This is a genomic window from Pseudonocardia sp. ICBG162 (assembly GCF_020496225.1).
GTDB lineage: Bacteria > Actinomycetota > Actinomycetes > Mycobacteriales > Pseudonocardiaceae > Pseudonocardia > Pseudonocardia alni.
On the sequence record NZ_JAHLJD010000005.1, the window covers coordinates 44535 to 65457 of the forward strand.

At 74.8% G+C, this 20923-nt stretch carries 24 protein-coding genes; 13 read left to right on the forward strand and 11 right to left on the reverse strand.

Annotated features, from left to right (window positions below; translation table 11 throughout):
• Window positions 1-31 precede the first annotated feature (31 nt).
• Window positions 32-1102: an amidohydrolase family protein gene (locus KPL60_RS00570; RefSeq protein WP_226364531.1), complete on the reverse strand. Its 1071-nt coding sequence runs from the start codon at window positions 1100-1102 to the stop codon at window positions 32-34.
• A gap of 65 nt (window positions 1103-1167) precedes the next feature.
• Here KPL60_RS00570 and KPL60_RS00575 point away from each other — a divergent pair, with 65 nt between their 5' ends.
• Entirely contained in the window at window positions 1168-1644 is a 477-nt protein-coding gene (locus KPL60_RS00575) for a MarR family winged helix-turn-helix transcriptional regulator (protein WP_226364532.1), read from the forward strand.
• A gap of 18 nt (window positions 1645-1662) precedes the next feature.
• Here KPL60_RS00575 and KPL60_RS00580 read toward each other — a convergent pair whose 3' ends face one another.
• A complete protein-coding gene (locus KPL60_RS00580) occupies window positions 1663-2685 on the reverse strand; it encodes an aldo/keto reductase (RefSeq protein ID WP_226364533.1) in 1023 nt (340 codons plus the stop codon).
• A 102-nt stretch (window positions 2686-2787) separates the two neighbouring features.
• Here KPL60_RS00580 and KPL60_RS00585 point away from each other — a divergent pair, with 102 nt between their 5' ends.
• From KPL60_RS00585 to KPL60_RS00595, 3 genes are all read left to right on the forward strand, one after another.
• Window positions 2788-3366 (forward strand): TetR/AcrR family transcriptional regulator, encoded by a 579-nt coding sequence (locus KPL60_RS00585; RefSeq protein ID WP_226364534.1) that lies wholly within the window; start codon window positions 2788-2790, stop codon window positions 3364-3366.
• Window positions 3367-3557: 191 nt separating this feature from the next.
• Window positions 3558-3959: a nuclear transport factor 2 family protein gene (locus KPL60_RS00590; protein WP_226364535.1), complete on the forward strand. Its 402-nt coding sequence runs from the start codon at window positions 3558-3560 to the stop codon at window positions 3957-3959.
• A 110-nt stretch (window positions 3960-4069) separates the two neighbouring features.
• Window positions 4070-4645, forward strand: coding sequence for a TetR family transcriptional regulator (locus KPL60_RS00595; protein WP_226364536.1), 576 nt, complete (start codon window positions 4070-4072; stop codon window positions 4643-4645).
• A 266-nt stretch (window positions 4646-4911) separates the two neighbouring features.
• Here KPL60_RS00595 and KPL60_RS00600 read toward each other — a convergent pair whose 3' ends face one another.
• Window positions 4912-6606 (reverse strand): AMP-binding protein, encoded by a 1695-nt coding sequence (locus KPL60_RS00600; RefSeq protein ID WP_226364537.1) that lies wholly within the window; start codon window positions 6604-6606, stop codon window positions 4912-4914.
• A gap of 299 nt (window positions 6607-6905) precedes the next feature.
• Here KPL60_RS00600 and KPL60_RS34390 point away from each other — a divergent pair, with 299 nt between their 5' ends.
• Complete coding sequence (locus KPL60_RS34390; RefSeq protein WP_226364538.1) at window positions 6906-7754, forward strand: LuxR C-terminal-related transcriptional regulator; 849 nt, start codon at window positions 6906-6908, stop codon at window positions 7752-7754.
• A gap of 55 nt (window positions 7755-7809) precedes the next feature.
• Here the strand turns inward: KPL60_RS34390 and KPL60_RS00610 are convergent, their stop codons facing one another.
• The 3 genes from KPL60_RS00610 to KPL60_RS00620 are packed head-to-tail and all read right to left on the reverse strand — an operon-like array spanning window position 7810 to window position 8893.
• Window positions 7810-8193 carry a nuclear transport factor 2 family protein gene (locus tag KPL60_RS00610; protein WP_226355073.1) on the reverse strand — a complete coding sequence of 128 codons (384 nt, stop codon included), beginning with the start codon at window positions 8191-8193 and terminating at the stop codon, window positions 7810-7812.
• Window positions 8190-8510, reverse strand: a complete 321-nt coding sequence (locus KPL60_RS00615) for a hypothetical protein (RefSeq protein WP_226364539.1) — start codon at window positions 8508-8510, stop codon at window positions 8190-8192. The genes KPL60_RS00610 and KPL60_RS00615 overlap by 4 nt, the downstream gene beginning before the upstream one ends.
• An 8-nt stretch (window positions 8511-8518) precedes the next feature.
• Window positions 8519-8893, reverse strand: a complete 375-nt coding sequence (locus KPL60_RS00620; protein WP_226355071.1) for a hypothetical protein — start codon at window positions 8891-8893, stop codon at window positions 8519-8521.
• 337 nt (window positions 8894-9230) lie between these two features.
• Here KPL60_RS00620 and KPL60_RS00625 point away from each other — a divergent pair, with 337 nt between their 5' ends.
• The 5 genes from KPL60_RS00625 (at window position 9231) to KPL60_RS00645 (ending at window position 12880) form a co-directional block, all read left to right on the forward strand.
• Entirely contained in the window at window positions 9231-9581 is a 351-nt protein-coding gene (locus tag KPL60_RS00625; protein WP_226364540.1) for a GNAT family N-acetyltransferase, read from the forward strand.
• Between the two features lie 38 nt (window positions 9582-9619).
• The gene (locus KPL60_RS00630) at window positions 9620-10804 is read left to right on the forward strand and encodes a CE1758 family FMN-dependent luciferase-like monooxygenase (RefSeq protein ID WP_226364541.1); all 1185 of its coding nucleotides are present in this window, start codon (window positions 9620-9622) and stop codon (window positions 10802-10804) included.
• Window positions 10805-10877: 73 nt separating this feature from the next.
• Complete coding sequence (locus tag KPL60_RS00635) at window positions 10878-11123, forward strand: hypothetical protein (RefSeq protein ID WP_226364542.1); 246 nt, start codon at window positions 10878-10880, stop codon at window positions 11121-11123.
• Between the two features lie 176 nt (window positions 11124-11299).
• Window positions 11300-12100, forward strand: coding sequence for a hypothetical protein (locus KPL60_RS00640; protein ID WP_226355067.1), 801 nt, complete (start codon window positions 11300-11302; stop codon window positions 12098-12100).
• Window positions 12101-12205: 105 nt separating this feature from the next.
• Window positions 12206-12880: a class F sortase gene (locus KPL60_RS00645; RefSeq protein WP_226364543.1), complete on the forward strand. Its 675-nt coding sequence runs from the start codon at window positions 12206-12208 to the stop codon at window positions 12878-12880.
• On the opposite strand, the gene KPL60_RS00650 is transcribed toward KPL60_RS00645, so the two are convergent.
• Both KPL60_RS00650 and KPL60_RS00655 read right to left on the reverse strand, forming a co-directional pair.
• Window positions 12881-13393 carry a hypothetical protein gene (locus tag KPL60_RS00650; protein WP_226364544.1) on the reverse strand — a complete coding sequence of 171 codons (513 nt, stop codon included), beginning with the start codon at window positions 13391-13393 and terminating at the stop codon, window positions 12881-12883. It abuts the gene before it with no gap.
• 88 nt (window positions 13394-13481) lie between these two features.
• A complete protein-coding gene (locus tag KPL60_RS00655; RefSeq protein ID WP_226364545.1) occupies window positions 13482-14243 on the reverse strand; it encodes a DUF3761 domain-containing protein in 762 nt (253 codons plus the stop codon).
• 185 nt (window positions 14244-14428) lie between these two features.
• On the opposite strand from KPL60_RS00655, the gene KPL60_RS00660 reads away from it, so the two are divergent.
• The gene (locus KPL60_RS00660) at window positions 14429-15472 is read left to right on the forward strand and encodes an isopenicillin N synthase family oxygenase (RefSeq protein ID WP_226364546.1); all 1044 of its coding nucleotides are present in this window, start codon (window positions 14429-14431) and stop codon (window positions 15470-15472) included.
• Here the strand turns inward: KPL60_RS00660 and KPL60_RS00665 are convergent.
• On the reverse strand, window positions 15465-16811 hold the full coding sequence (locus KPL60_RS00665) for a PP2C family protein-serine/threonine phosphatase (protein ID WP_226364547.1): 1347 nt from the start codon (window positions 16809-16811) through the stop codon (window positions 15465-15467). The two genes, KPL60_RS00660 and KPL60_RS00665, sit on opposite strands and share 8 nt — an antisense overlap.
• 206 nt (window positions 16812-17017) lie before the next feature.
• Here KPL60_RS00665 and KPL60_RS00670 point away from each other — a divergent pair, with 206 nt between their 5' ends.
• Window positions 17018-17335, forward strand: coding sequence for a sigma factor (locus KPL60_RS00670; RefSeq protein ID WP_226364548.1), 318 nt, complete (start codon window positions 17018-17020; stop codon window positions 17333-17335).
• On the opposite strand, the gene KPL60_RS00675 is transcribed toward KPL60_RS00670, so the two are convergent.
• Both KPL60_RS00675 and KPL60_RS00680 read right to left on the reverse strand, forming a co-directional pair.
• Window positions 17277-18068, reverse strand: a complete 792-nt coding sequence (locus KPL60_RS00675; RefSeq protein ID WP_226364549.1) for a GAF and ANTAR domain-containing protein — start codon at window positions 18066-18068, stop codon at window positions 17277-17279. The genes KPL60_RS00670 and KPL60_RS00675 overlap by 59 nt on opposite strands.
• Window positions 18069-18099: 31 nt before the next feature.
• Window positions 18100-18576, reverse strand: coding sequence for a DUF5994 family protein (locus KPL60_RS00680; protein WP_226364550.1), 477 nt, complete (start codon window positions 18574-18576; stop codon window positions 18100-18102).
• A 382-nt stretch (window positions 18577-18958) separates the two neighbouring features.
• Here KPL60_RS00680 and KPL60_RS34395 point away from each other — a divergent pair, with 382 nt between their 5' ends.
• Window positions 18959-20836, forward strand: a complete 1878-nt coding sequence (locus KPL60_RS34395; protein ID WP_226364551.1) for a helix-turn-helix domain-containing protein — start codon at window positions 18959-18961, stop codon at window positions 20834-20836.
• Window positions 20837-20923 lie beyond the last annotated feature (87 nt).

Here is a 20923-nt window from a genome sequence, read left to right on the forward strand (position 1 = left end):
CACGACGGACGGCGTCACGGGTCGGGTGGGCTCACCGGACCCGCTCCCCCGCGATCCAGACCCCGGCGATCGCGCGGGTCGCGCCGATGTCCTCGGTCGGGTCGCCGTCGACCAGCAGCAGGTCGGCGCGCCGGCCCGGTTCGACGACGCCCCGGTCGTCGAGGCCGAAGATCTGCGCGGTGAGGCCGGTGGCGCTGCGCAGCGCCTCGACCGGCGTCAGCCCGGCGTCGACCATGAGGCCGAGCTCGTCGTGCATCGACTCGCCGTGCCGGGGCGCGAACGGGGCGCCGGGCGCGGAGTTGGCGTCGGTGCCGACCAGGAGCCGGACGCCCGCCGCGTGGAGCGCGGTGACCGAGTCGCGGGCGTGCTCGTACCGGAGGCCCGCCGCGGCCCGCAGGTCGGCGACGCCGCGCATCATCGTCAGCGTCGGCGAGCAGACCGTGCCGGCGTCGCGCATGCGCTGCACGGTGGCGTCGTCGAGGACCGCGTCCAGGGGTGCGTGCGTGCTGATGTCCACCCCGGCCGCGACCGCGACGTGGACGGCGCCGGTGGTGACCGCGTGTGCCACGACCAGCAGGCCGTGCCCGTGTGCCGCGGCGACGATCGCGTCCACGGTCTCCTGGTCCATGCCCTCCGGCGGGGCCGCCTCGGTGACGATCTTGATGTAGTCGGCGCCCTCGGCGACGCGGCGGTCGACGAACGCGCGGGCCTCCCTCGGACCCGTGACGACGCCGTCGGCCGGGAACCCGGGCATCCGGGCGTGGTTGCCGCCGGGGCCCACCGCGGGCGTCGTCGCGCTGAGGATCTGCGCGACGCCCGTCTGCCCGCGCATCGCGGTGACGAAGGCGCTCGGCCAGGCCGCCATGTCCAGCCCCGTGGTGACACCCCACGTCGCCAGGTCCTGCAGGTCCTCCCGGCCGCGCACGGTGTGCATGTGCGCGTCGACCAGGCCGGGCAGCAGTACCCGCCCCCGGCCGTCGACCACGACGTCCGGCGTGCGCCCGGTGCCGATCTCCGCCCCGTCGAGGTACACCCGCCGCGGCTCCGTGAGGCCGTCGCCCGTGAACACCCGGACGCCGTCGATCGCGGTCACCGTTCCCATGGCAGCTCCTCCAGATAGCTTTCTGTAAAGCTATCACGAAAGCTTTCGTCGGGTAGGCTGCGACCGTGACCCGCGACCGGAGGAACGTGTCCCCCGACGAGCGCCTGGCGTTGGCGTTCTCCCAGCACGTCGTGCGCCTGCAGGGGACGCTCGCGCAGGCGATCGCCCCCGCCCTGTCCGCGCACGACCTCACGCCCGCGGAGCTGGACGTGGTCGCGACGCTGCTGACGACCGGCGAGCCCTACCGGCAGAAGCCGAAGGAGCTGACGGCGCACCTGCTGCTGACGACGGGCGGCCTGAGCAACGTCCTGCGCCGCCTGGAGAACCGCGGGCTCGTCTCCCGGGTACCCGACCCCGCGGACCGGCGCAGCAACGACGTCCGCCTGACACCGGACGGCGTGGCCGTGGCGCGCGCCGCGACCGGCGCGGCGAACGCGGCGCTCCGGCGCCTGCTCGCCGAGGTGCCCGCCGCGACCCTGGAGACCGCGCTGCACCAGCTGGGATCCGTCCTCGACGCGGTCGGGGACACCCGCGCCGGATGACCCGACCGGCCGCGCGGGTCAGGCCGCGGACCGCCCCGCCACCGGACGACGCCGCAGCTGCGGGTCCAGCAGCGCCGGCGGCCGGAACTCCTGGTCCAGGGCGCTGACGTCGACCCCCGGCGGCACGATCCCGTCGATGCGGTCGAGCAGGTCGTCGCCCAGCGCGAGGTCCACCCCCGCGAGCAGGTCGTCGAGCTGGGCCATGGTGCGCGGCCCGAGCAGCGCGCTGGTCACCCCGGGATGGGCGACGACGAACGCGACGGCCAGGTGCGTGAGCGGCACGCCCGCCTCCTCGGCGAGCGGGACGAGCTGCTCCACGACCTCGATGCGTCGCTCGTCGGACAGGTGCCGCAGGAGCCCCACCCGGCGCAGGTCGTTCGCCTCGCCCCGGCGGACGCGGCCGGTGAGCATCCCCTGGCCGAGCGGACCCCAGATCAGCGTGCCCATGCCGAAGCGCTGCGCGGCCGGCAGCACCTCGCGTTCGGCACCACGGTTCAGGATCGAGTAGGCGCACTGCTCGGTGCGGAACCGGACCAGCCCGCGCCGCTCGGCGACCCACTGGGCCTCGACGATGCCCGAGGCGGGGGCCTGCGAGGTCCCGACCGCCCGCACCTTCCCGCTGCGGACCAGGTCGGTCAGCGCGGAGAGGGTCTCCTCGATGTCGGTGTCGGGATCCGGGCGGTGGAGCTGGTAGAGGTCGATGTGGTCGGTCCCCAACCGGCGCAGGGAGTTCTCGACGGCGGTGACGATCCAGCGGCGCGACGCCCCGCGGTGCGCCGGGTCGTCGTCGACGGCGCGGCCGAACTTGGTCGCGAGCACCACGTCGTCGCGGCGGCCCTTCAGCGCACGGCCGACCACCTCCTCCGAGTCGCCGTAGGCGTCGGCGGTGTCGACGAGGTTGATCCCGGCGTCGAGCGCCCGGTGGATGATGCGCGCGGAGTCGGCGGGGTCGGGGTTGCCGAACGACGTCGCGAACATCATCGCGCCGAGCGCGACGGGGCTGACCATGATCCCGGTCCGGCCGAGCGGGCGGTACTGCATGGCGGGTCTCCCGGTGTGCGGTGGACTAAGCGGAATGGCTTTCCGTATCGACGATACGGAAAGCCATTCCGGTTCTCAAGGAGCGCGTGGCACAGTGACGGGATGAGTGGGAGGACCGGGGCCAGACGTCCGCGCTCGGACGCGCAGCGCAACGTCGAGGCACTGCTCGACGCCGCACGGCGGGTCTTCGACACCTCGGGGGTGGACGCCCCCGCGAAGGAGATCACCGACCTGGCGGGCGTCGGCGTCGGCACCCTCTACCGGCACTTCCCGCAGCGGGCGGACCTGGTGAAGGCCGTGGTCGAGACCGGCATCGACGCCCTCGCCGACGCCGGCCCGCAGCTGGCCTCCGAGCACCCACCGGTCGAAGCGCTGACGCACTGGCTCGACCGGTTCATCGACCTGCTCGCGACGAAGCGGGGCCTCGCCTCGGCGCTGCACTCCGGCAACCCCGCCTTCGACGGGCTGCCCGGCCACTTCACGCATCGCCTGGGCCCCGCACTGGCCGCACTGCTCGACGCAGCGGTCGGGGACGGCGCGATCCGGCGTGACGCCGTCTCCGCCGAGGACCTGCTGTTCGCCGTGCCGCAGCTGTGCCGGGCGGCGTCGGACGCCGACCTCGCCCGCGGTCGCCGGCTGGTCGCACTGCTCGTCGAGGGCCTGCGCACCGGACGGCCCTGAGCCCGGCGAGCCGGAGGCGGGAACGGCCGGCGCCGCCCCACGCGCGACAGTGACGTCACGGCGCGACATCAGTGCTACAGTGATGTCACACCGCGACATCACCTCCGGGTGAGGCGGCTCCGGACGACGACGCGGGCCCCGTCGGCTTCCGATCCTCGACCACCGCACGTCGACGAGAACGGATCAGGACGATGCTGAGCACCGACGACCGCCACGAGATCGACGACGTCCTGGCACTGCACGGACACCTCTTCGACCGAGGCCATCTGGACCGGCTCCACGAGATCTTCACCCCGGAGGTCGTCTACGACCTCAGCGACGCGGGCGTCGGGACGTTCGAGGGGATCGACGCCGTCCGGGCCGCGGCGATCCGGCTCGGGGACGACAACCCGCTGGCGCACCACGTCACCAACGTCGTCATCGCCGAGCAGACGGCGGACGAGGTGACGGTCCACTCCAAGGGCCTGGTGATCATGGCCGACGGGACGCTGTCCGGGGTCGACCACCGGGACACCCTGCGCCGCCACGACGGCCACTGGCGGATCAGCCGCCGGGTCGTCACGGCGGCGCGGCGCGGCGGGACGACCTCGTGACGGCCGTCCGGTTCGGGCCGCCGGCACCGGGGCGGACGGTCGTCGTCGTGTCCACGGGGCCGGGCGCGACGCGGGCGGCGCCGTGACACCGGGCGGATAGGAGTCCGGCCGTGCCCCGCTGGGAACAGGGCAGCGAGGAGCGGCTGAGGACGGCCGCCCTGGAGCTGTTCGAGGAACGAGGCTTCGACGACACGAGTGTCGTCGAGATCGCCGACCGCGCCGGCGTCACGACGCGCACCTTCTTCCGGTACTTCCCGGACAAGCGCGAGGTGCTGTTCGCCGAGTCGGACCGGCACCGGGCGGCGCTCGTGCAGCAGATCCTCGACACCCCCGACGTCACCCAGCCGCTCCGGGTGATCACCTCGACCCTGGCCGGGTTCGACTGGACCGGCCCCGGCATGGACCTGCTGCGCCGGCGGCACGCGGTGATCGCGGCGAGCCCGGGCCTGCTGGAACGCGACCTGATCAAGCGCGACGACATCGCCGTCGCGTTCGCCGACGCCCTGCAGCGACGCGGGGTCGAGGCGGACGCGGCCCGGCTCGCCGCCCGTGTGGGGATCCAGGTGTTCCTCACCGTGTACGCCCAGTGGGTCGAGAGCGACGGCCACGCGGACCCCGCGGCGCTCACCGACGCCGCCATGACACTCCTGGCATCCCTGGTGCCCGCCACCCGGGCGACCGGCTGACCACCGCGCACACCTGCGTCCGGCTCGCCGGTCCCCCTCTCCATGACCCGACCGGCGGCGACGCCCGTCGGGCCCGATCCGATCCGAGGTTCTGGCCATCGGCTCCGTGTTCCTGGCCGTGCCGGCGGTCGCGCGTCGCCTCGGGCGCCGGGACCGGCTGAGCCGGACACGGGAACGGCCGGCCCGTCACGGCGTCGTGCCGGTGACGGGCCGGCCGTCGGTCCGGGGCGGCTCGGCGGATACCGCCCCGGGTCCCGGGAGGCCGGTCAGGCCTTGAGCTCCGGGAAGTCCTCGTAGCGCCACTCCCCGCCCGCGGCCGCCCCGGCCTCGTCGCGCTCCCGGGCCCGCAGCTCCACCCGCCGGATCTTGCCCGAGATCGTCTTCGGCAGCTCGAAGAACTCGATGCGCCGCACCCGGAGGTAGGGCGCCAGGTGGTCCCGGGCGTGGGCGAAGATCGCGGCCGCGGTCTCGCGGGTCGGCTCGTGGCCGGGGGCGAGCGCGACGTAGGCCTTCGGCACGGCGAGCCGGACCGGGTCGGGCTGGGGCACCACGGCCGCCTCCAGCACCGCCGGGTGCTCGACGAGCACGCTCTCCAGCTCGAACGGCGAGATCTTGTAGTCGCTGGCCTTGAACACGTCGTCGGTGCGGCCGACGTAGAACAGGTAGCCGTCCTCGTCGCGGGTCGCGGTGTCACCGGTGTGGTAGAAGCCGCCCGCCATGGCGTCGGCGGTCTTCTCCGGCATGTCCAGGTACCCGACCATCAGGCTGGTGGGCCGCCGGGACAGGTCGATGCAGATCTCGCCCTCGGTCTCGGAGACCTCGCCGGTGAGCTCGTCGACCAGCACCACCGGGACACCGGGCAGCGGACGCCCCATCGACCCGGGCTTCACGACGGAGCCGGGCGTGTTGCCCACCGACGCCGTCGTCTCGGTCTGGCCGAACCCGTCGCGCAGGGTCAGGCCCCACTGCGCCCGGACCTGCTCGATGATCTCCGGGTTGAGCGGCTCGCCCGCCGCGATGACCTCACGCAGCGAGCCGGGCCCGCCGGACAGGTCGGCCTTGATCAGCATCCGCCAGACCGTCGGCGGGGCACAGAACGTGGTGACGTCCTTGTCCCGGATCTGGCCGAGCAGCGACGCCGCGTCGAAGCGGGTGTAGTTGTAGAGGAAGATCGTCGCCCCGGCGATCCACGGCGCGAAGAAGCAGCTCCACGCGTGCTTGGCCCAGCCCGGCGAGCTGATGTTGAGGTGCACGTCGCCCGGGGTGAGACCCAGCCAGTACATGGTGGACAGGTGCCCGACCGGGTACGACGCCTGGGTGTGCTCGACCAGCTTCGGCCGGCTGGTGGTACCCGAGGTGAAGTACAGCAGCAGCCGGTCGTCGGCGGTGGTGCCCGGGTGCTCGACCGGGGCGTCGTCGACGTCGTGGGAGTCGGTGTGGTCCAGCCAGCCCTCGGCGGACCCGCCGACCGAGACCGCGGTGAGCCCGTCGAGCAGGCCGTCGAACTTGTCCGTGCACGACACGTCGGCGATCACGAACCGCGCTCCCCCGCGCTCCAGGCGGTCCGGCAGGTCCACGGCGCCGAGTGCGGTGGTCGTCGGCATGATCACCGCGCCGAGCTTCATCACCGCGAGCATCGACTCCCACAGCTCGACGCGGTTGCCGAGCATGACCAGCACGCTGTCCCCGCGCCCGACGCCGTGCGAGGCGAGCCAGCGGGCCACCTGGTTGGAGCGGCGGCGCAGCTCGTCGAAGGTCCAGGCGCCCTCGGCACCGTCCTCCTCCACGATGCGCAGCGCGGTCCGCGACTCGCCGTCGGCGATCACGTCGAACCAGTCGTGCGCCCACTGGAACGCGCCGTCGAGCTGCGGCCAGGTGAAGTCGGCGACGGCCTTCTCGTGCTCGCCGTGCAGCGCGACGAGCCGGTCACGGGCGTCGCGGTAGATGTCGTGGTTGCCCATGGGTACGGACGTCCTCCGGGTCGGTGGGATGGGGCGGACCGCGGATCGGAGCGGTCCGGGCATCGCGTCGATCAGAGGGGCACCGCGGCGGTGGTGGAATGCATGCGGGGCTCCTCGTCGAGCGCAGCCGGATCTGTCGGGAGGAGACTCTCCGCAGCGGTCCGGGCGCCGCTACCAACCGAAGTCGGTAGTCGCGGGAGTCCGGTGCGGACCGGTGACCTGGTCCGCCGTCCGCGCCGGTGGCAAGCTGGGCCACGTCGGGCGGCCGATGCCGCCCGTGGGGACGGGAAGGAGCACTCGTGCAGGACGACGACGCGGTCGCCCGGGCGCTGGACCGGGTCATGCCCCGCCGGCTCCACGAGCTCAGCTCGACGACCGGCCTGCCGGTCGTCTTCGGCGGGACGACCCGGACGGTGCGCGACGGCCAGCAGCTCACGATCAACCAGCTGATCGGCACCTTCGGCGACTCGCTGCGGCTGCTCAGCGTCCTGTCCGGGCGCGGTCTCGGCGGCGCCGCGATGGCCCGCCGGATCCCGTGCCGGGTGAGCGACTACGCCTCGACCCCGGGGATCACCCACGACTACGACCACGTCGTCGTCGAGCACGAGCGGCTCGCGTCGATCCTGGCGTACCCGATCGTCGTCCACGGCTCGGTCCGCGGTGTGATGTACGGGGCGATGCGCGAGCACCGGCCGATCGGCGACGTCGCCGTCCGCAACGCCGGCATCGTCGCCGCCACCATCGCCCGGGACGCCACGGCCCTGCTCGACCAGCACGCTCCCCCGGCCGTCGTGCCGCCGGGCGCCGCGGACGCCGAGAGCCGGGCCGGCGCGCTGCTGGAGCTCGCCGCGCTGATCGAGAGCACCGGTGACCCGGAGCTGCGCGAGCGGCTGAGCCGGATCCACGACGGCCTCGCCGGGACGCGCCCCGCCGTGGCCCGGCCGGGCGGGGAGGCCCCCGCCCTCTCACCGCGGGAGGTCGAGGCGCTGCAGCACGTCGCGGTGGGGGCAACCAACGCCGAGATCGCCGCGCAGCTCGGGATCACCGTGGGGACGGTCAAGGCCTACCTGCACAGCGCGATGCGCAAGCTCGACACCCAGAACCGGGCCCGGGCGGTCATCGCGGCCCGCGCCGCGGGCCTGATCTGACCCGCGGCACACGGCGGCGGCGCAGGTGGCGTCGGGGGGCGTGCGCGATGCGGGGTCAGACCATCGGGCGGCCGGTGGCCGAGGACTCGGCGGGCACCTCCTCCTGGACGACGTCCCAGTGCTCGACGATGCGCCCGTCCCGCAGGCGGAAGATGTCGACGATCACGACGGGCGTCGGGGCCCAGCCCAGGACCCGGCTGTGGGTGAAGACGAGGTCGCCCTGTGCGGCGACGCGGGCCGGCCGCCAGGAGAAGCCCTCCAGGGTCGGCACGACCGCGCGCAGCGTGTCGAGCCCGTCGGGCATGGACGGGTTGTGCTGCGTGTACGGCTCGGCCCAGTAGCGGTCGATGGCCGTGAGGTCCTTCTCCTCGAACAGCTCCCGCATCGCGGTCAGCACGATCCGGACGTTGCGCTCCTCGGGGCCCTCCACGGCGCTCACCGGGCGGTCCGGGTGATCGTGCCGACGAGCGCGTGCAGCGTCCCGTCGATCGTGATGTTCGAGTACAGCGTGCCGTTCTCGAAGTCCTCCACGTGCGTCACCGTCGCGCCGCTCGCCTCGGTCCACGAGTTCAGGTAGACGCCCTCACGGATCTCACGCAGGTCGATGCGCACCGTCTCGGTGTGCCCGTCGGGAGCGAGCCCGGCACCGTCCTCCACCACGAAGGTCGCCTCCGTGCCGGAGTCGAAGCGGTACCGCACCCGCAGCCCGCCCAGCTCGAACCGGTACTCGTGGCCCACCGGCCGCGGGGTCGTCATCGCCCGCCTCACCCCTGGTCCCCGGCCGGGTCCAGCAGCACGTACAGGGCGGAGACCCGCCCGTCGCGCAGGAGGAGCACGTCGCGGCCGGACGCGACCGCGGGCCCGCGGCCGACACCCAGGGTCCAGGCGTAGGTGACCAGGTCCTGGGCCGTGCCGATCGGACCCGACCGGCTGATCACGGCCCCCGGCACCTGGGCGTGCAGAGCCGCGATCGCCCGGGACATCCCCTCGTGCCCGCGGTGCGCGGCGTCGGGCTCGCCCACGAACACGTCGTCGGTGTAGACCGTCCCGACGGCCCCGTCGCGCACGGGTCCCTCCGGCGCGTTCCAGGCGTCCAGGTGTGCGGCGACGATCCCGGCGGGGTCGGCTCGGTCGGGCATCGGGTCCTCCTCGACGGACGGCCGGATGCCGCCCGGGCCCAGTGTCAGCGCGCCGCGGGCACCGCCGGATCGGTCGCCGGATGGGTCGCCCGGCCACCGATGGGCCCACCGGTGGGCCGCCGTGGGAACCCCGGGCGGCATCCCGCCGCAGGACCCCGCCGTCGGGAGGTCACCGACCCGACCGGCGCCCCGGGGGCTCCGCACGACCGATCGCGTGACCGATCCGGGGACGGCCGGGCCGACCTAGCGTCGTGGCGACGGAGCCGCCGGGACCCCGACGGCCGCGGCCCGGGCAGGCCACCCGCCCCCGGGCCACCCCACGACGGAGGTCACAGCCATGTCCGGATCGGCGACGCCCGACGCGGCCGGGACGCCCGAGGTCACGCACCGGCCCACGACGCACCGCTACGAGGTGCGGGTGGACGGCGTGGTCGCCGGGTTCACCGCCTACGTGGACCGCGACGGGCAGCGGGTCTTCTTCCACACCGAGATCGACGACGCCTTCGCCGGGCGCGGGCTGGCCGGGACCCTGGTCGCGCGGGCCCTCACCGACTCGCGCGACGCCGGCCGGCGGATCGTGCCGGTCTGCCCGTACGTCGCGCGGTGGGTACAGCGTCACCACGACGTCGACGACGTGCTGGACCCGGTGACGCCCGCGGCGTTCGCCGCCGTGCGCGACCTCGTCTGAGCGCGGCCCGCGGGCCGCCACCCCCCGGAAGGACCCCCGTGCAGTTCGGCATCTTCACCGTCGGCGACATCGGCGCCGACCCGCTCACCGGGCGCACTCCGGGCGAGGCCGAGCGCCTCCGCTCGATCGTGCGCCTCGCCCGGCACGCCGACGAGCTCGGCCTCGACGTGTTCGCGCTCGGCGAGCACCACAACCCGCCCTTCGTCCCGTCGTCGCCGCCGGCGATCCTGGGTCACATCGCGGCGGTGACCAGCAGGATCGTCCTGAGCACGGCGGTCACGCTGGTCACGACCAACGACCCTGTCCGGATCGCCGAGGACTTCGCGACGGTCCAGCACCTCGCCGACGGGCGGCTGGACCTCATGCTCGGCCGGGGCAACACGGTGCCGGTCTACCCCTGGTTCGGCAAGGAGATCCGCGACGGCGTCGCGCTCGCCCTGGAGAACTACGCGCTGCTGCACCGGCTCTGGCGCTCCGACGTCGTGGACTGGGAGGGCCGGTTCCGCACGGCGCTGCAGGGGTTCACCTCGACCCCGCGGCCGCTCGACGGCGTGCCGCCGTTCGTGTGGCACGGCGCGATCCGCACCCCGGAGATCGCCGAGCAGGCCGCCCACTACGGCAACGGCTACTTCGCCAACCACATCCTGGCGCCGAACCTGCACTTCCGGCCCCTGGTCGACTTCTACCGCAAGCGCTGGGCCCACCACGGCCACGGGCGCCCCGACCAGGCGATCGTGGGCCTCGGGGGGCACGCGTTCGTCGCCCGCCGCTCCCAGGACGCCTACGCCGCGTTCCGTCCCTACTTCGAGAACCACGTCCTGTTCCGCGGGACCCGCCTCGAGGACTACGCGGACCGCACGCCGCTCAGCGTCGGCAGCCCGCAGGAGGTCATCGACAAGACCCTGACCTTCCAGGACGGCTTCGGGGACTACCAGCGTCAGCTGTGGGCGCTGGACAGCCTCGGTGTCCCGGAGGGCACGGTGCTCGAGCAGGTCGAGCTGCTCGCCACCGAGGTCGTGCCGGTGCTGCGCCGCGAGATGGCGGCACGCCGCGCGCCCGGCGTCCCGGAGGCGCCCACCCACGCGTCGCTGGTGCGGGCGACCTACGGCGAGGAGTCACCGCGCGATCCGCGGCCCCGCCCCAACCGGGGGGACAACCTGACCGGGGACGCCCCGTACCTCGACAGCGACACCACGACCCCGACCCGCTACCCGGCCGCCTGACCGCGGTCCGGCCGCGTCCACCGGGGTGAACCCCTCGCGCCCCGCGCACGAACCCAGGGTGGAGGTGAGGCGGATGCTCCTGACCGACGACGAGTCACGGGCCCTGGAACTGCTCGACGCGCGCGAGGTGGACGTCGACCTGCTGCGCCCGGCGGTGGCCCGGCACCTGCTCGCCCTCGGCCTCATCGACGCGGACGGGAGCGTCACCGCGGCCGGTGCGGCCGCCGTCGAGGAGGTCTACGAGGAGCGGTTCGCCGACGGCGTCGCCGAGATGAAGGCCCGCATCCGGCACCACCGGCTCGGCCGCCCCGGGGGCTGAGCCCCGCCGCACACGCTCCGCTGCCCGGGGCCCGGAACACGTCACCCGCGGTGATATCCGGGCCCCGGGACATTTTTCCCCGCATTTCTCCGAACCCCCGCGCTCCGGCCGTCGAATACAGGAGCAAAGGTCGCCGGGAATCGCCCGTCGGTCGGTGCGATCCAAGGAGAACCACAATGGCGAATTCCGTACGACGTGTGATCGGCCTGGCCACGATCGGCCTGGTCGCCGCCGCGACGACCGCGCTGGGCGCCGGGGTCGCCTCCGCACAGGAGACCCCTCCGCCGGTCGCGATGATCTCCAACCTGACCGGCAAGAGCACCTCGGTCGCGCTGGACAAGGGCTTCACCGACGCGCTGACCTCGCTCGACGTCACCCCCGGCCCGTTCGGGTCCGCCTCGATCTCCGACGGCACGGCGTCGTTCCCGATCACCGGCGGCAACGTGACCGTCTACAAGCCGAACGAGGTCCTGCCGTACGTGCAGGGCAAGATCGAGCACATGGGCAGCGGGCTCACTCTCACCAAGGGTGACACCGAGGTCACGCTCGACAACTTCGTGATCGACCCGGGCGACCCCGCCGTGCTGACCGGCCGGGTCCGCGCCGGCGGCCAGACCGTCGCCGAGTCGACCACGCTGTTCGACCTCAACGGCTCGACCCTGAAGCCGATCACGATCGACCAGTCGGCGGGCACCGCGACGCTGACCGGCACGACCGTCACCCTGAACGCCGGGGCCGCCGAGGCCCTGAACGGCGCCTTCAAGACCGACGCCCTCAAGGGCGGCACCACCATCGGCATCGCGACGATCGTCGTCAACACGACGAGCGGGACCATGCCGATGCCGCAGGGTGGCGTCGAGACCGGTGGTGGCAGCACCTCGGGCACCGACACCGCGCTGGTCGTGACCGGTGTCGCGCTGCTCGCCGGCTCCGCGCTGGTGCTCGTCGTCCGCCGTCGCGGCGTCCGCGGGCACTGATCCACTCCGGGGGTGCCGTCCGCACAGGCGGGCGGCACCCCCGGCTCCGGTCGTGGTGGACCACCACGACCGGTTCCCCGATCGGCACCAGGACCGGAGCACCCGATGACCGCACCACACCCGTCCCGCCTCCGGCGGCTGCTCGCTCCGCTGGGCGCGCTGCTGCTGGGCGTCGCGGGTGTGGTCGTGCTCGTGCTGGCGCTGACCGCGGGCGGTCCCCCGGAGCCGGTGGCCGCGGCCACCGGCCCGGTGGGACCGGCCGTGGTGGGCACCGCGCCCGCGGGGGCCCGGCCGGTGGGCGAGGTGCTCCCGCCCTCCCCGCCCCGGTCGATCTCGATCCCGTCGATCGGGGTGGAGTCGGTCGTCGACCAGTCCGGTCTCGCGCCGGACGGCACCCTCGAGGTCCCGGCCCCGGGCCCCGGCTACGACCGGGCGTCCTGGTACCGCGGGTCGTCGGCACCGGGCTTCCGCGGCCCGTCGGTCATCCTCGGCCACGTCGACTCGGCCTCCGAGGGACCGTCGGTGTTCTACGACCTCGGCCGGATGCGTCCGGGCGAGGACATCACCGTGACACGGGCCGACGGGATCGCCGCGACGTTCCGCGTCGACGAGGTCCGATCATTTCCCAAGAACGAATTCCCGACCGAGTCCGTCTACGGCGACGTCGACCGGGCGGAACTGCGTCTGATCACCTGTGGTGGATCTTTCGACTCGAGTGCACGGAGTTATCGGGACAACACCGTGGTGTTCGCCCATCTCGTCGGCAGCAGCCGCGGCTGATCACGACGGTCGGTCCCCGGCATCCGGCCGGTCGGTGGACAGGCAGCGGTCCCGTCGTCGTTGCAGCGCCACCTCGACTCCCGCGGCCACGGTGAAGACCGCGGCCCCGCTGAGGCCGACGAGGAAGAACCAGGGGTTGGCGGCCCGGGCGGCCGCGTTCAGCATCTGCGCCCACATCAGCACGGCCAGCGCCGACGGCGACACGAGTCCGGCCCCGCGCTGCGCCGTCCACGCCCGGGCGTAGGCGAGGTGCCCGGGAGGGATGTCCTCGGGCCTCCCCCGCCGCAGCGCCGTCGCGACGGCCGCGCGCTGGGCCGGCGGGACGGCCCGGCGGAGGACGACCATCGTCCGGTCGTGCGGGTACGGCCGGGTCGACTCCCGCCAGACGACCGCGGCGAGCGGCACCACGACGGCCAGGACGACGACGGTCAGCACGTCGCCCCACCGGCCGAGATCGCGCTCGCTCGCGAGCCCCCAGGGGGAGCTCACCAGCACGAGCCCGACGAGCGTCACGCTCGTCCCACGCCTCCGCCACACCCGGCCGCGACCGGGCTCCTGCAGCCGCTCGTGATCGGGTCCGCCCCGCATCACTGGTCCCCCTCTACAGCCAGGTGGCGACCCCACCGTGCCCTGAGCACGTCCCGGACCGGGACCGGCTGTGGCTGTAGGTGCCGTCCTTGCACTTCGCCGTCGCCCCGGCCGGGGCGTCGCCGCCGGACCGGGTCGGGCGGGGCACGCAGGTGCCGGCCGAGTTGACGTAGTGCGTGTCCGTGTCGCACGCCGACGGTCGCGCGGCCGGAGGCGGCTTCGCCGTCGTCGTGCGGGGTGTGGGGGCCGACGCGAGGGCCTGCGGCCGCGGGGACGCGGCCTCCTGCGAGGCCGGCGCCGTCCGCAGCTGCGCCTCCGGCGCGGACACGGGTGCCCGCGTCGTGGTCGGCGACGGCGCCGCCGCCGGAGCCACCGGGGGGTTCTCCCCGGCCGGGGCGGGCACCGGGGTCGGCGTCGTGGTCGGGGCGGCGACGAGGGCGGCGGCCTCGGTGGTGCCGGTGGTCGTCGGGACCGGGGACGGGGCGAGCACCACGGCGGCGACCACCAGCGCGGGCGCGGCGACGAGCGCCGTGACCGCACGGCCACGGTGGGGCGCGCGCCCGCCACGACCTCGCCACGCGGCGATCGCGGCGCACCCGGTCGCGGCCAGGGCCAGCAGAGCACCCATCGGGATCGTCGCCGTGGTCAGCAGGAACGCCGCCGACAGCACCACCAGGACGATGCCGACGGTGGCCAGACGGTTGCGGGCCGGAGGGACGACGCCCAGCCGCTCCGTCGGCGAGTCGTCGTACCACGATCTTCCGGGTCCGTTCACGAGTGCTGCATCGATCGGGATGATCAGGACGTTGCGGACGTACGGGCGTTACCGCCGGTAGTACGCAAAGTTGGTGAGACGGCCGGCGGGCACCGCTCCTTGACGCCCGCTCCGACGGCCGGGTTGGCTGGTGCGCCCGGCGCACCACGTCCGAGGTGCCCGCCCGCCACCCCGTCGGAGGCACCATGCCGCCCCTCGCCACCGACCGGCTCCCGGTCGTCGACCTGTCCCGCTTCCGCGCCGGTCCGGACGAGCGGGCGGCCTTCCTCGCGGAGCTGCGTCGCGCCGCGCGCGAGGTCGGGTTCTTCTACGTCACCGGTCACGGCGTCCCCGACGACGTCCTGACCGGCATGGACGCGCTCGCCCGCCGCTTCTTCGCGCTGCCGCCGGCGGACCGTCTCGCGATCGAGAACGTCCACTCCCCCCAGTTCCGCGGCTACACCCGGACCGGGACCGAGCACACCGGCGGCACCGCCGACTGGCGCGAGCAGATCGACATCGGACCCGAGCGCGCCGTGGTCGAGCCTGGCCCCGGGGAGCCGGACTGGCTGCGGCTGATCGGGCCGAACCAGTGGCCGCCGGCACTGCCCGAGCTGCGCGAGGTCGTGCTGGGCTGGCAGGCCGAGGCGCTGCGGGTCTCCCGTGAGGTGCTGCGTGCCCTGGCCGCCGCGCTCGGCCAGGACGAGACCTACTTCGACGGCTGGTTCGACGAGGAGTCCTCGCTGCACCTCAAGATCGTGCGCTATCCCGGGCGCCCGGACCCGGACTCCGACCAGGGCGTCGGCGCCCACAAGGACTACGGCTACCTCGCCCTGCTGCAGCAGGACGAGGTCGGCGGGCTGCAGGTCGAGGGCCCCGACGGCGGCTGGATCGACGCCCTCCCGGTACCGGGCTCGTTCGTGGTGAACATCGGCGAGATGCTGGAGATCGCCACCCGCGGCTACCTCACCGCGACCCGGCACCGGGTGGTGTCGCCGCCGCCCGGGGTCGACCGGATCTCGGTGCCGTTCTTCCTCGCGCCGCGCCTGGACGCCGTCGTCGCGCCGCTCGACCTGCCGGCCGAGCTGGCCGCGGACGCGCGCGGGATCAGCGAGGACGCCGACAACCCGCTCGACGCGCGCTACGGGGAGAACGCGCTGACCGGCTGGCTGCGCTCGCACCCCCGGGTCGCGCAGCGGCATTGGTCCGACGTGCTGGCGCGACGGGCCGCCCCGCCGACGGTCAGGTGACCCGCAGCGCCACGATCGCGGTGTCGTCCTTGGTCATGCCGCGGGCGTAGGCGGACACGCCCCGGTGGACCGCGGCGACGGTGCCCGCGGCGTCGAGCCCGGCACACGTGCGGAACAGGTCGGTGAGCCGGTCGTCGCCGAACAGGTCGGCGCCCGCGACGGGCCGGGCCTCGGTGACGCCGTCGGTGTAGAGCAGCAGCGCGTCGCCGCTGCCGAGCCGGACCACGTCGGTGGCGACCCGGCACGGGATCGGGAGGCCGAGCATCGTGCCGCCGGTGCCGTGGCGCTCCACGGCGCCGTCGGCGCGGAGCACCAGTGCGGGCTCGTGCCCGGCGCTGGCGATCTCCGCGCGCAGCCCGCCGTCCGGGTCGTGTTCGAGGACGACCACGACGACGGTCAGCATCGCCCGCTCGTCCATGGTCCGGACGGTCCCGTCGACACTCGCGACGATCGACCCGACCTCGAGGTCCCGCGCCGCGGCGCCACGGATCGTGTAGCGGGCCACGACCGCGATCTGCGACGCCTGCACACCCTTCCCGCAGACGTCGCCGATCACCAGGCAGTACCGGTCGCCGACGGCGAACAGGTCGTAGAAGTCCCCGACCACGTGCTCGCCCACCGCACCAGGGACGTAGACGGCGGCGACCTCGGCCCCCGCGATCTCCGGGAGGACCGGTGGCAGCAGCCCCGACTCCAGCAGGTCGGTACGCCGCTGGGAGTCGCCCAGCTCGTCCGACAGCGTCTGCTGCTGGGACTCCGACCGGGCCAGCCGGGCGCCGAGCCGGTCGGCGAGGTCCTGGCTGACCCGCATCGACCCGGCCATCCGCAGGTGCGCGCCGAGGGTCCGGGCGAGGGCGGTCAGCAGCCGTACCGTGCGGGGCGTCCACTCGCCGGAGCCGGTGCGCGCCACCCGCAGCGCGGCGACGACGTGGCCCGCCTCGCCGAAGACCGGGACGCTGCACACCGAGCCGGACCGGCCGGGGGTGTCCGGGGCGGGGTCGCCGCCGTCCGGGGTGCCGGGCAGGGCGTCCAGCACCAGGGGTACGCCGGAGTCGACCACCGCGTGCTCGACGGCGCCGCCCGCGCCCTCCACCGTCCCCGCCGCCGGCCCGTCACCGCTCGCGGCGCAGATCCACGACGTCACGCCGTCGGTCGCCGACACCGTCGCGTAGCCGCCGGCGGCCAGCTCCCGGGCCACGTCGCACAGGTCGGACAGGACCCGGTCGTCGGAGGCGGTCGACAGCCCGGCCCGGTCGACGGCGCGCAGCCGCTCCGCCGACCGGCGTGCCGTCGACACGGAGTGCAGCGGTGTGGGGCGCTGCACGGGGACCTCGGTCACTGCTGTCACCTCCGGACCGGTGCGGGCGACCGACCCGGACCGTACCGGTCGGCGGGACCCGGCGGCGTCGACGGATCATGCGGGTCGGCGGACATGACGGTAGCGTTCGCACCACGGTCTCCCGACCGTACGAGAGATGCGTCCGCCGCCCCTGACCCCGGCGACGTTCCGACGGTGATGGAGCAATGGTGGGTCACGACGGCGACATGCGGAATCCGGCGGAGCTGCAGCGGGCACCGGAAGGTCTGGTCCCGAGCTCGCGTGAGCTCGCCGCGCTGCTCCGCGCGATCCGCGACGGGGACCTCGACGCGCTCCGTCGGTTGTACGACGGGACCGGGACGCTGGTCTTCGGGCTCCTGCGCACCGCGCTGCGGGACCAGGACCGGGCCGCGGAGGCGACGGAACGCTGCTTCCTGTGGGTGTGGCGCACGGCGCCGACCCTCGACCCCGGTCACCCCTGCGCCCTCACGTTCCTGTTGCGCGCGGTGCGGCAGGAGCTGGAGGACCATCCGCAGGGTCCGTGACCCCGGCCTCGGGCAGGACCTCGACGGGGGCCCCGGCGTCGGAGGTCAGCCACCGGGCGACGTCCGGGAGCTTCATGTTCGTCGCCTGTGACGCGCCGACCAGCATGCGGAAGGCGCGGTCGGCGTCGATCCCGTGCCGGTGCATCAGGATGCCCTTGGCCTGCCCGATCAGGTCGCGGGTCTCCAGGGCCCGTTCCAGGTGGTAGGCCTTCGTGGCCCCGTGCAGCGCGACGGCGGCCTGCAGCGCGAACGCGTCGGCGATGGCCGTCGCCGAGGTGTCGAAGCCGTGCCGGGTCCGTGAGTAGACGGTCACCGCGCCCCGGACGGCGCCCGGCCGCACCAGCGCGACGGACAGGACGCCGTGCACGCCCCTGTGCACCGCGGCGGGCGCGAACCGCGGCCACCGGTCGCGCTCGTCGTCGAGGTCGCCGACCGCGACCACGGTGGGCACCCCGCCCCGGATCGCGTCCAGGCTCGGCCCCTCGCGCAGCCCGATCTGGAGCCGGTCCAGCTCGGCGAGGTCCGCACCGGGTGTGGTGCAGACGCCGTACCGGTCCCGCAGCGTCAGGCCGACCAGGTCGGCCCCGGGGACGGTGCGGGCGGCGACCCGGGTCAGCTGGACGAGCCGCCGATCCCACGAGGTGTCCCCCGACTCGTCGGTCAGGGGCGCGGTCAGGCCGGTGGCCGCCCGGACCAGGGCGGTGCGCACGGCGTGGTCGTCGCTGGCGCTCACGCGCCTCCCTCCGGTGGGGCCGTCGTCTCCGTCAGGCGTCGGTGCGCTCTCCTCCTGCTCCGGCCAGCAGCGTCGCGACGTCGTCGTTCCCGGCCGCCGACGCCCGGTCCAGGCAGCGCCGCGCGTCGGCGTCCGAGCTCTCCGGCGGCACGACGAGCAGGCACAGCCGGCCGTGCGCCCCGAACACGTCGACGACGTCGGGCGGGGTGCTGGCGAAGCCGCCGAGGCGGACCAGGTGCCCGTCGGTCGTGGTCCGGCGCGGCACCGACGGCCAGATGCGCAGGTTGTACCCGACCCGGGTCACCGGGCCGAGCCGGTCGTCGACGCCCGCGCTCAGCTCGCGCAGCTCGTCGACCAGGACGCGCGAGCGCGGCCACCAGGCCCCGTCGACCTCCCCGACCGGCCTCGGGTCGTCCTTGAGCGCGACGCGCGCCGCGGCGGGCTGCGCCGGGGCAGGCTGCGCCGGGGCGGGACGACGGGTGGGTGACGGGGTGCGCGGTGCGCTCACGGTGTGGCTCCGTTCGGCCGCCGCGGACCGCCGCACGGCACCCTGCAGGGCGGCCGTCCGGGGACGCGGGCGTGGTCACGGCGGAGCGGGACGCCTCGCCGTGTGGACCCGGGAACCCCGGCAGATCCTCCGGATCGTGCGTGCCCCGAGGTGGTGGGGCATCCGGCTGTCCAGCAGCACGTGGCCGTGCCACCGACGGTACTCCGACCGGGCGGGCCCCGCGGGGTCGGACGCGACGCTCCGTGTCCACAGCCCCTCCTCCCGGTGACCCGAATGTCATCGGCCGGGGGCTGGGGCTGACGTCGGTCCCGACGCTCCCCGCCGCCCGGTCGGGTGTCAACGACCCTCGCGGGGCAGGGCCCCGGGTGGCTACGCTCGTCCGGTGGATGCCGGCGCCGGGGTCGAGGCCGCCGCCCGGCGGGTGCGGCACGCCCGGCACGTCGGTGACGTGGGCGCCCACGTCCGCCCGGTCGTCGCGGAGTCCTGGCAGCGGTCGGTCGACCTGGGCGTCGACCTCGCCCGGTCCGCGACCTACGTCGGGCACGAACCCGGCCCCGCCGCCGTCGCCGAGGCGGACGAGGTGTTCGACCGCTTCCTCGCCGGCGCCGACGACCTGGACTGCTCGGTGCTGCTCGTCGACGGCGACGGGGTGGTCCGCCTCCGCCACGACGCCTGCCCGGACCTCGCCGCGCTGCTCGACGCCGTCCTGGTCGCACCGGGCTTCCGGATCGCCGAGCAGGACGTGGCGACGACGGCGTCCGCGCTCGTGCGGGCCACCGGTCGCCTCGCCCGGGTGGACGGTCCCGAGCACCTCCACCCCGACCTCGCCTGCCTGGCCGAGGCCGCCGCACCGGTGCCGTCGGACACCGACGCGGCACCGCAGACGGTGGTGGTCGTGACGCACCTGTCGACGCCGGGCGGTGCGTCGGCGCTGCGTGCGGCCGTCGCCGCGGAGCTGGCCCGCCAGGTCGGCGAACGCGTCCGGGACCGCGGGCTCCGGGCCGGGCGGATGCTGCACGCCCGCTTCGACGAGGTCTGCGCACGGTCCGGGGCGGAGTGGGTCGTCGCGACCGACGGCCGGGCGACCCTGTGCAACCCCGGGTTCCGGGCCCTGCCCCGCGAGGACCGGGACCACCTGCTCGACCGGGCGCTCGCCGACGCCGCGCTCGCCGAGCCGCCGCCCACCGGATCCACGGCCGACCTGCCGTCGGGGCGCCGCGACGACGTCGTCACCTGCGTCGTCCGGGACCACGGTGCCGTCGTGGGCCACGTCAGCTCCGGGCGGCGCTGCGCGCCCGTACCGGCCGGGTCCCGGACGGCGGACGCGATGCGACGCCAGGGGTCGCACGTCGCGCCGACGGCCCGCCGGGACTTCGCGGCCGACTTCCGGGACGCCCACGCCGACGGCGCCGCCGCCGAGGTGCGGCGCCGCGCGAACCGCGAGCTGCTCAGCCCCTACCTGCGCGCCCGCCGCGACGTCGCGACCGCGGTCGCCGCCCGGACCAGGCACCTGCTCCTCGTCGGCGAGCCGGGGGTCGGGAAGCAGACCCTGGCCGTCGAGCAGTTCCGCCGCAGCCACCCGACCGGGACGGTGCAGGTGCTCGACTGCGCGCGGATCGCGGAGTCCGGCGGCCCCCTCCTGCCGACGGTACGCGGCACCGACGGGGACCGGCCGCGGCTGCTCGTCCTGCGCCGGCTCTCGCTGCTCGGGTCGGTCGCCGCGCGGCGCCTCGACGAGTCGCTGCGGCTGCTGGTGGCCACACCCGCGGCACCGACGGTCGTCGGGTGCATCGACACGCCCTCGGTCGACGCCACCCGGCCCTACGGGCTGCTGCTGCGCCACTTCCACGACACGGTCCGGGTGCCCGCGCTGCGGTACCGGGCCGACGAGCTCGGCGAGCTCGCGCGGTCGGTGCTGCACTCGCTGTCCGGCGGCCGGTCGCTGAGCCTGAGCATGCAGGTGGTGCGGGTCCTGGAGGGCTACGCCTGGCCGGGGAACCTGCGCGAGCTGGAGGACGTGCTGCGCTACGTCATCGCCCGCAAGCCGGTCGGCGTCGTGCAGGCACCGGACCTGCCGTCGTCGTGCTTCACCGGCGGCGCACCGCGGATGTCGATGCTCGAGGCGGCGCAGTGCGACGTGATCATCCAGGCCCTCTACGAGGCGCGCGGCAACCGCTACCAGGCCGCCGAGCTGCTGGGGATCGCCCGGTCCTCGCTCTACCGCAAGATCGACGCGTTCGGGATCAGCTACATCGGCTGAGGTGTCCCGGGACCGGGACACACGGCCGTCGCCGGGGGTCGTGCCGCCCGCGGAGTCGTCCCAGAACGGGACAGTCACATGCGCACT

Coding starts and splice junctions, on each gene's coding strand:
- KPL60_RS00570 (WP_226364531.1), bottom strand. CDS start 1,102: ATGGGAACGGTGACCGCGATCGACGGCGTCCGGGTGTTCACGGGCGAC.
- KPL60_RS00580 (WP_226364533.1), bottom strand. CDS start 2,685: ATGCAGTACCGCCCGCTCGGCCGGACCGGGATCATGGTCAGCCCCGTC.
- KPL60_RS00585 (WP_226364534.1), top strand. CDS start 2,788: ATGAGTGGGAGGACCGGGGCCAGACGTCCGCGCTCGGACGCGCAGCGC.
- KPL60_RS00590 (WP_226364535.1), top strand. CDS start 3,558: ATGCTGAGCACCGACGACCGCCACGAGATCGACGACGTCCTGGCACTG.
- KPL60_RS00600 (WP_226364537.1), bottom strand. CDS start 6,606: ATGGGCAACCACGACATCTACCGCGACGCCCGTGACCGGCTCGTCGCG.
- KPL60_RS00615 (WP_226364539.1), bottom strand. CDS start 8,510: ATGACGACCCCGCGGCCGGTGGGCCACGAGTACCGGTTCGAGCTGGGC.
- KPL60_RS00620 (WP_226355071.1), bottom strand. CDS start 8,893: ATGCCCGACCGAGCCGACCCCGCCGGGATCGTCGCCGCACACCTGGAC.
- KPL60_RS00625 (WP_226364540.1), top strand. CDS start 9,231: ATGTCCGGATCGGCGACGCCCGACGCGGCCGGGACGCCCGAGGTCACG.
- KPL60_RS00635 (WP_226364542.1), top strand. CDS start 10,878: ATGCTCCTGACCGACGACGAGTCACGGGCCCTGGAACTGCTCGACGCG.
- KPL60_RS00640 (WP_226355067.1), top strand. CDS start 11,300: ATGGCGAATTCCGTACGACGTGTGATCGGCCTGGCCACGATCGGCCTG.
- KPL60_RS00645 (WP_226364543.1), top strand. CDS start 12,206: ATGACCGCACCACACCCGTCCCGCCTCCGGCGGCTGCTCGCTCCGCTG.
- KPL60_RS00660 (WP_226364546.1), top strand. CDS start 14,429: ATGCCGCCCCTCGCCACCGACCGGCTCCCGGTCGTCGACCTGTCCCGC.
- KPL60_RS00670 (WP_226364548.1), top strand. CDS start 17,018: ATGCGGAATCCGGCGGAGCTGCAGCGGGCACCGGAAGGTCTGGTCCCG.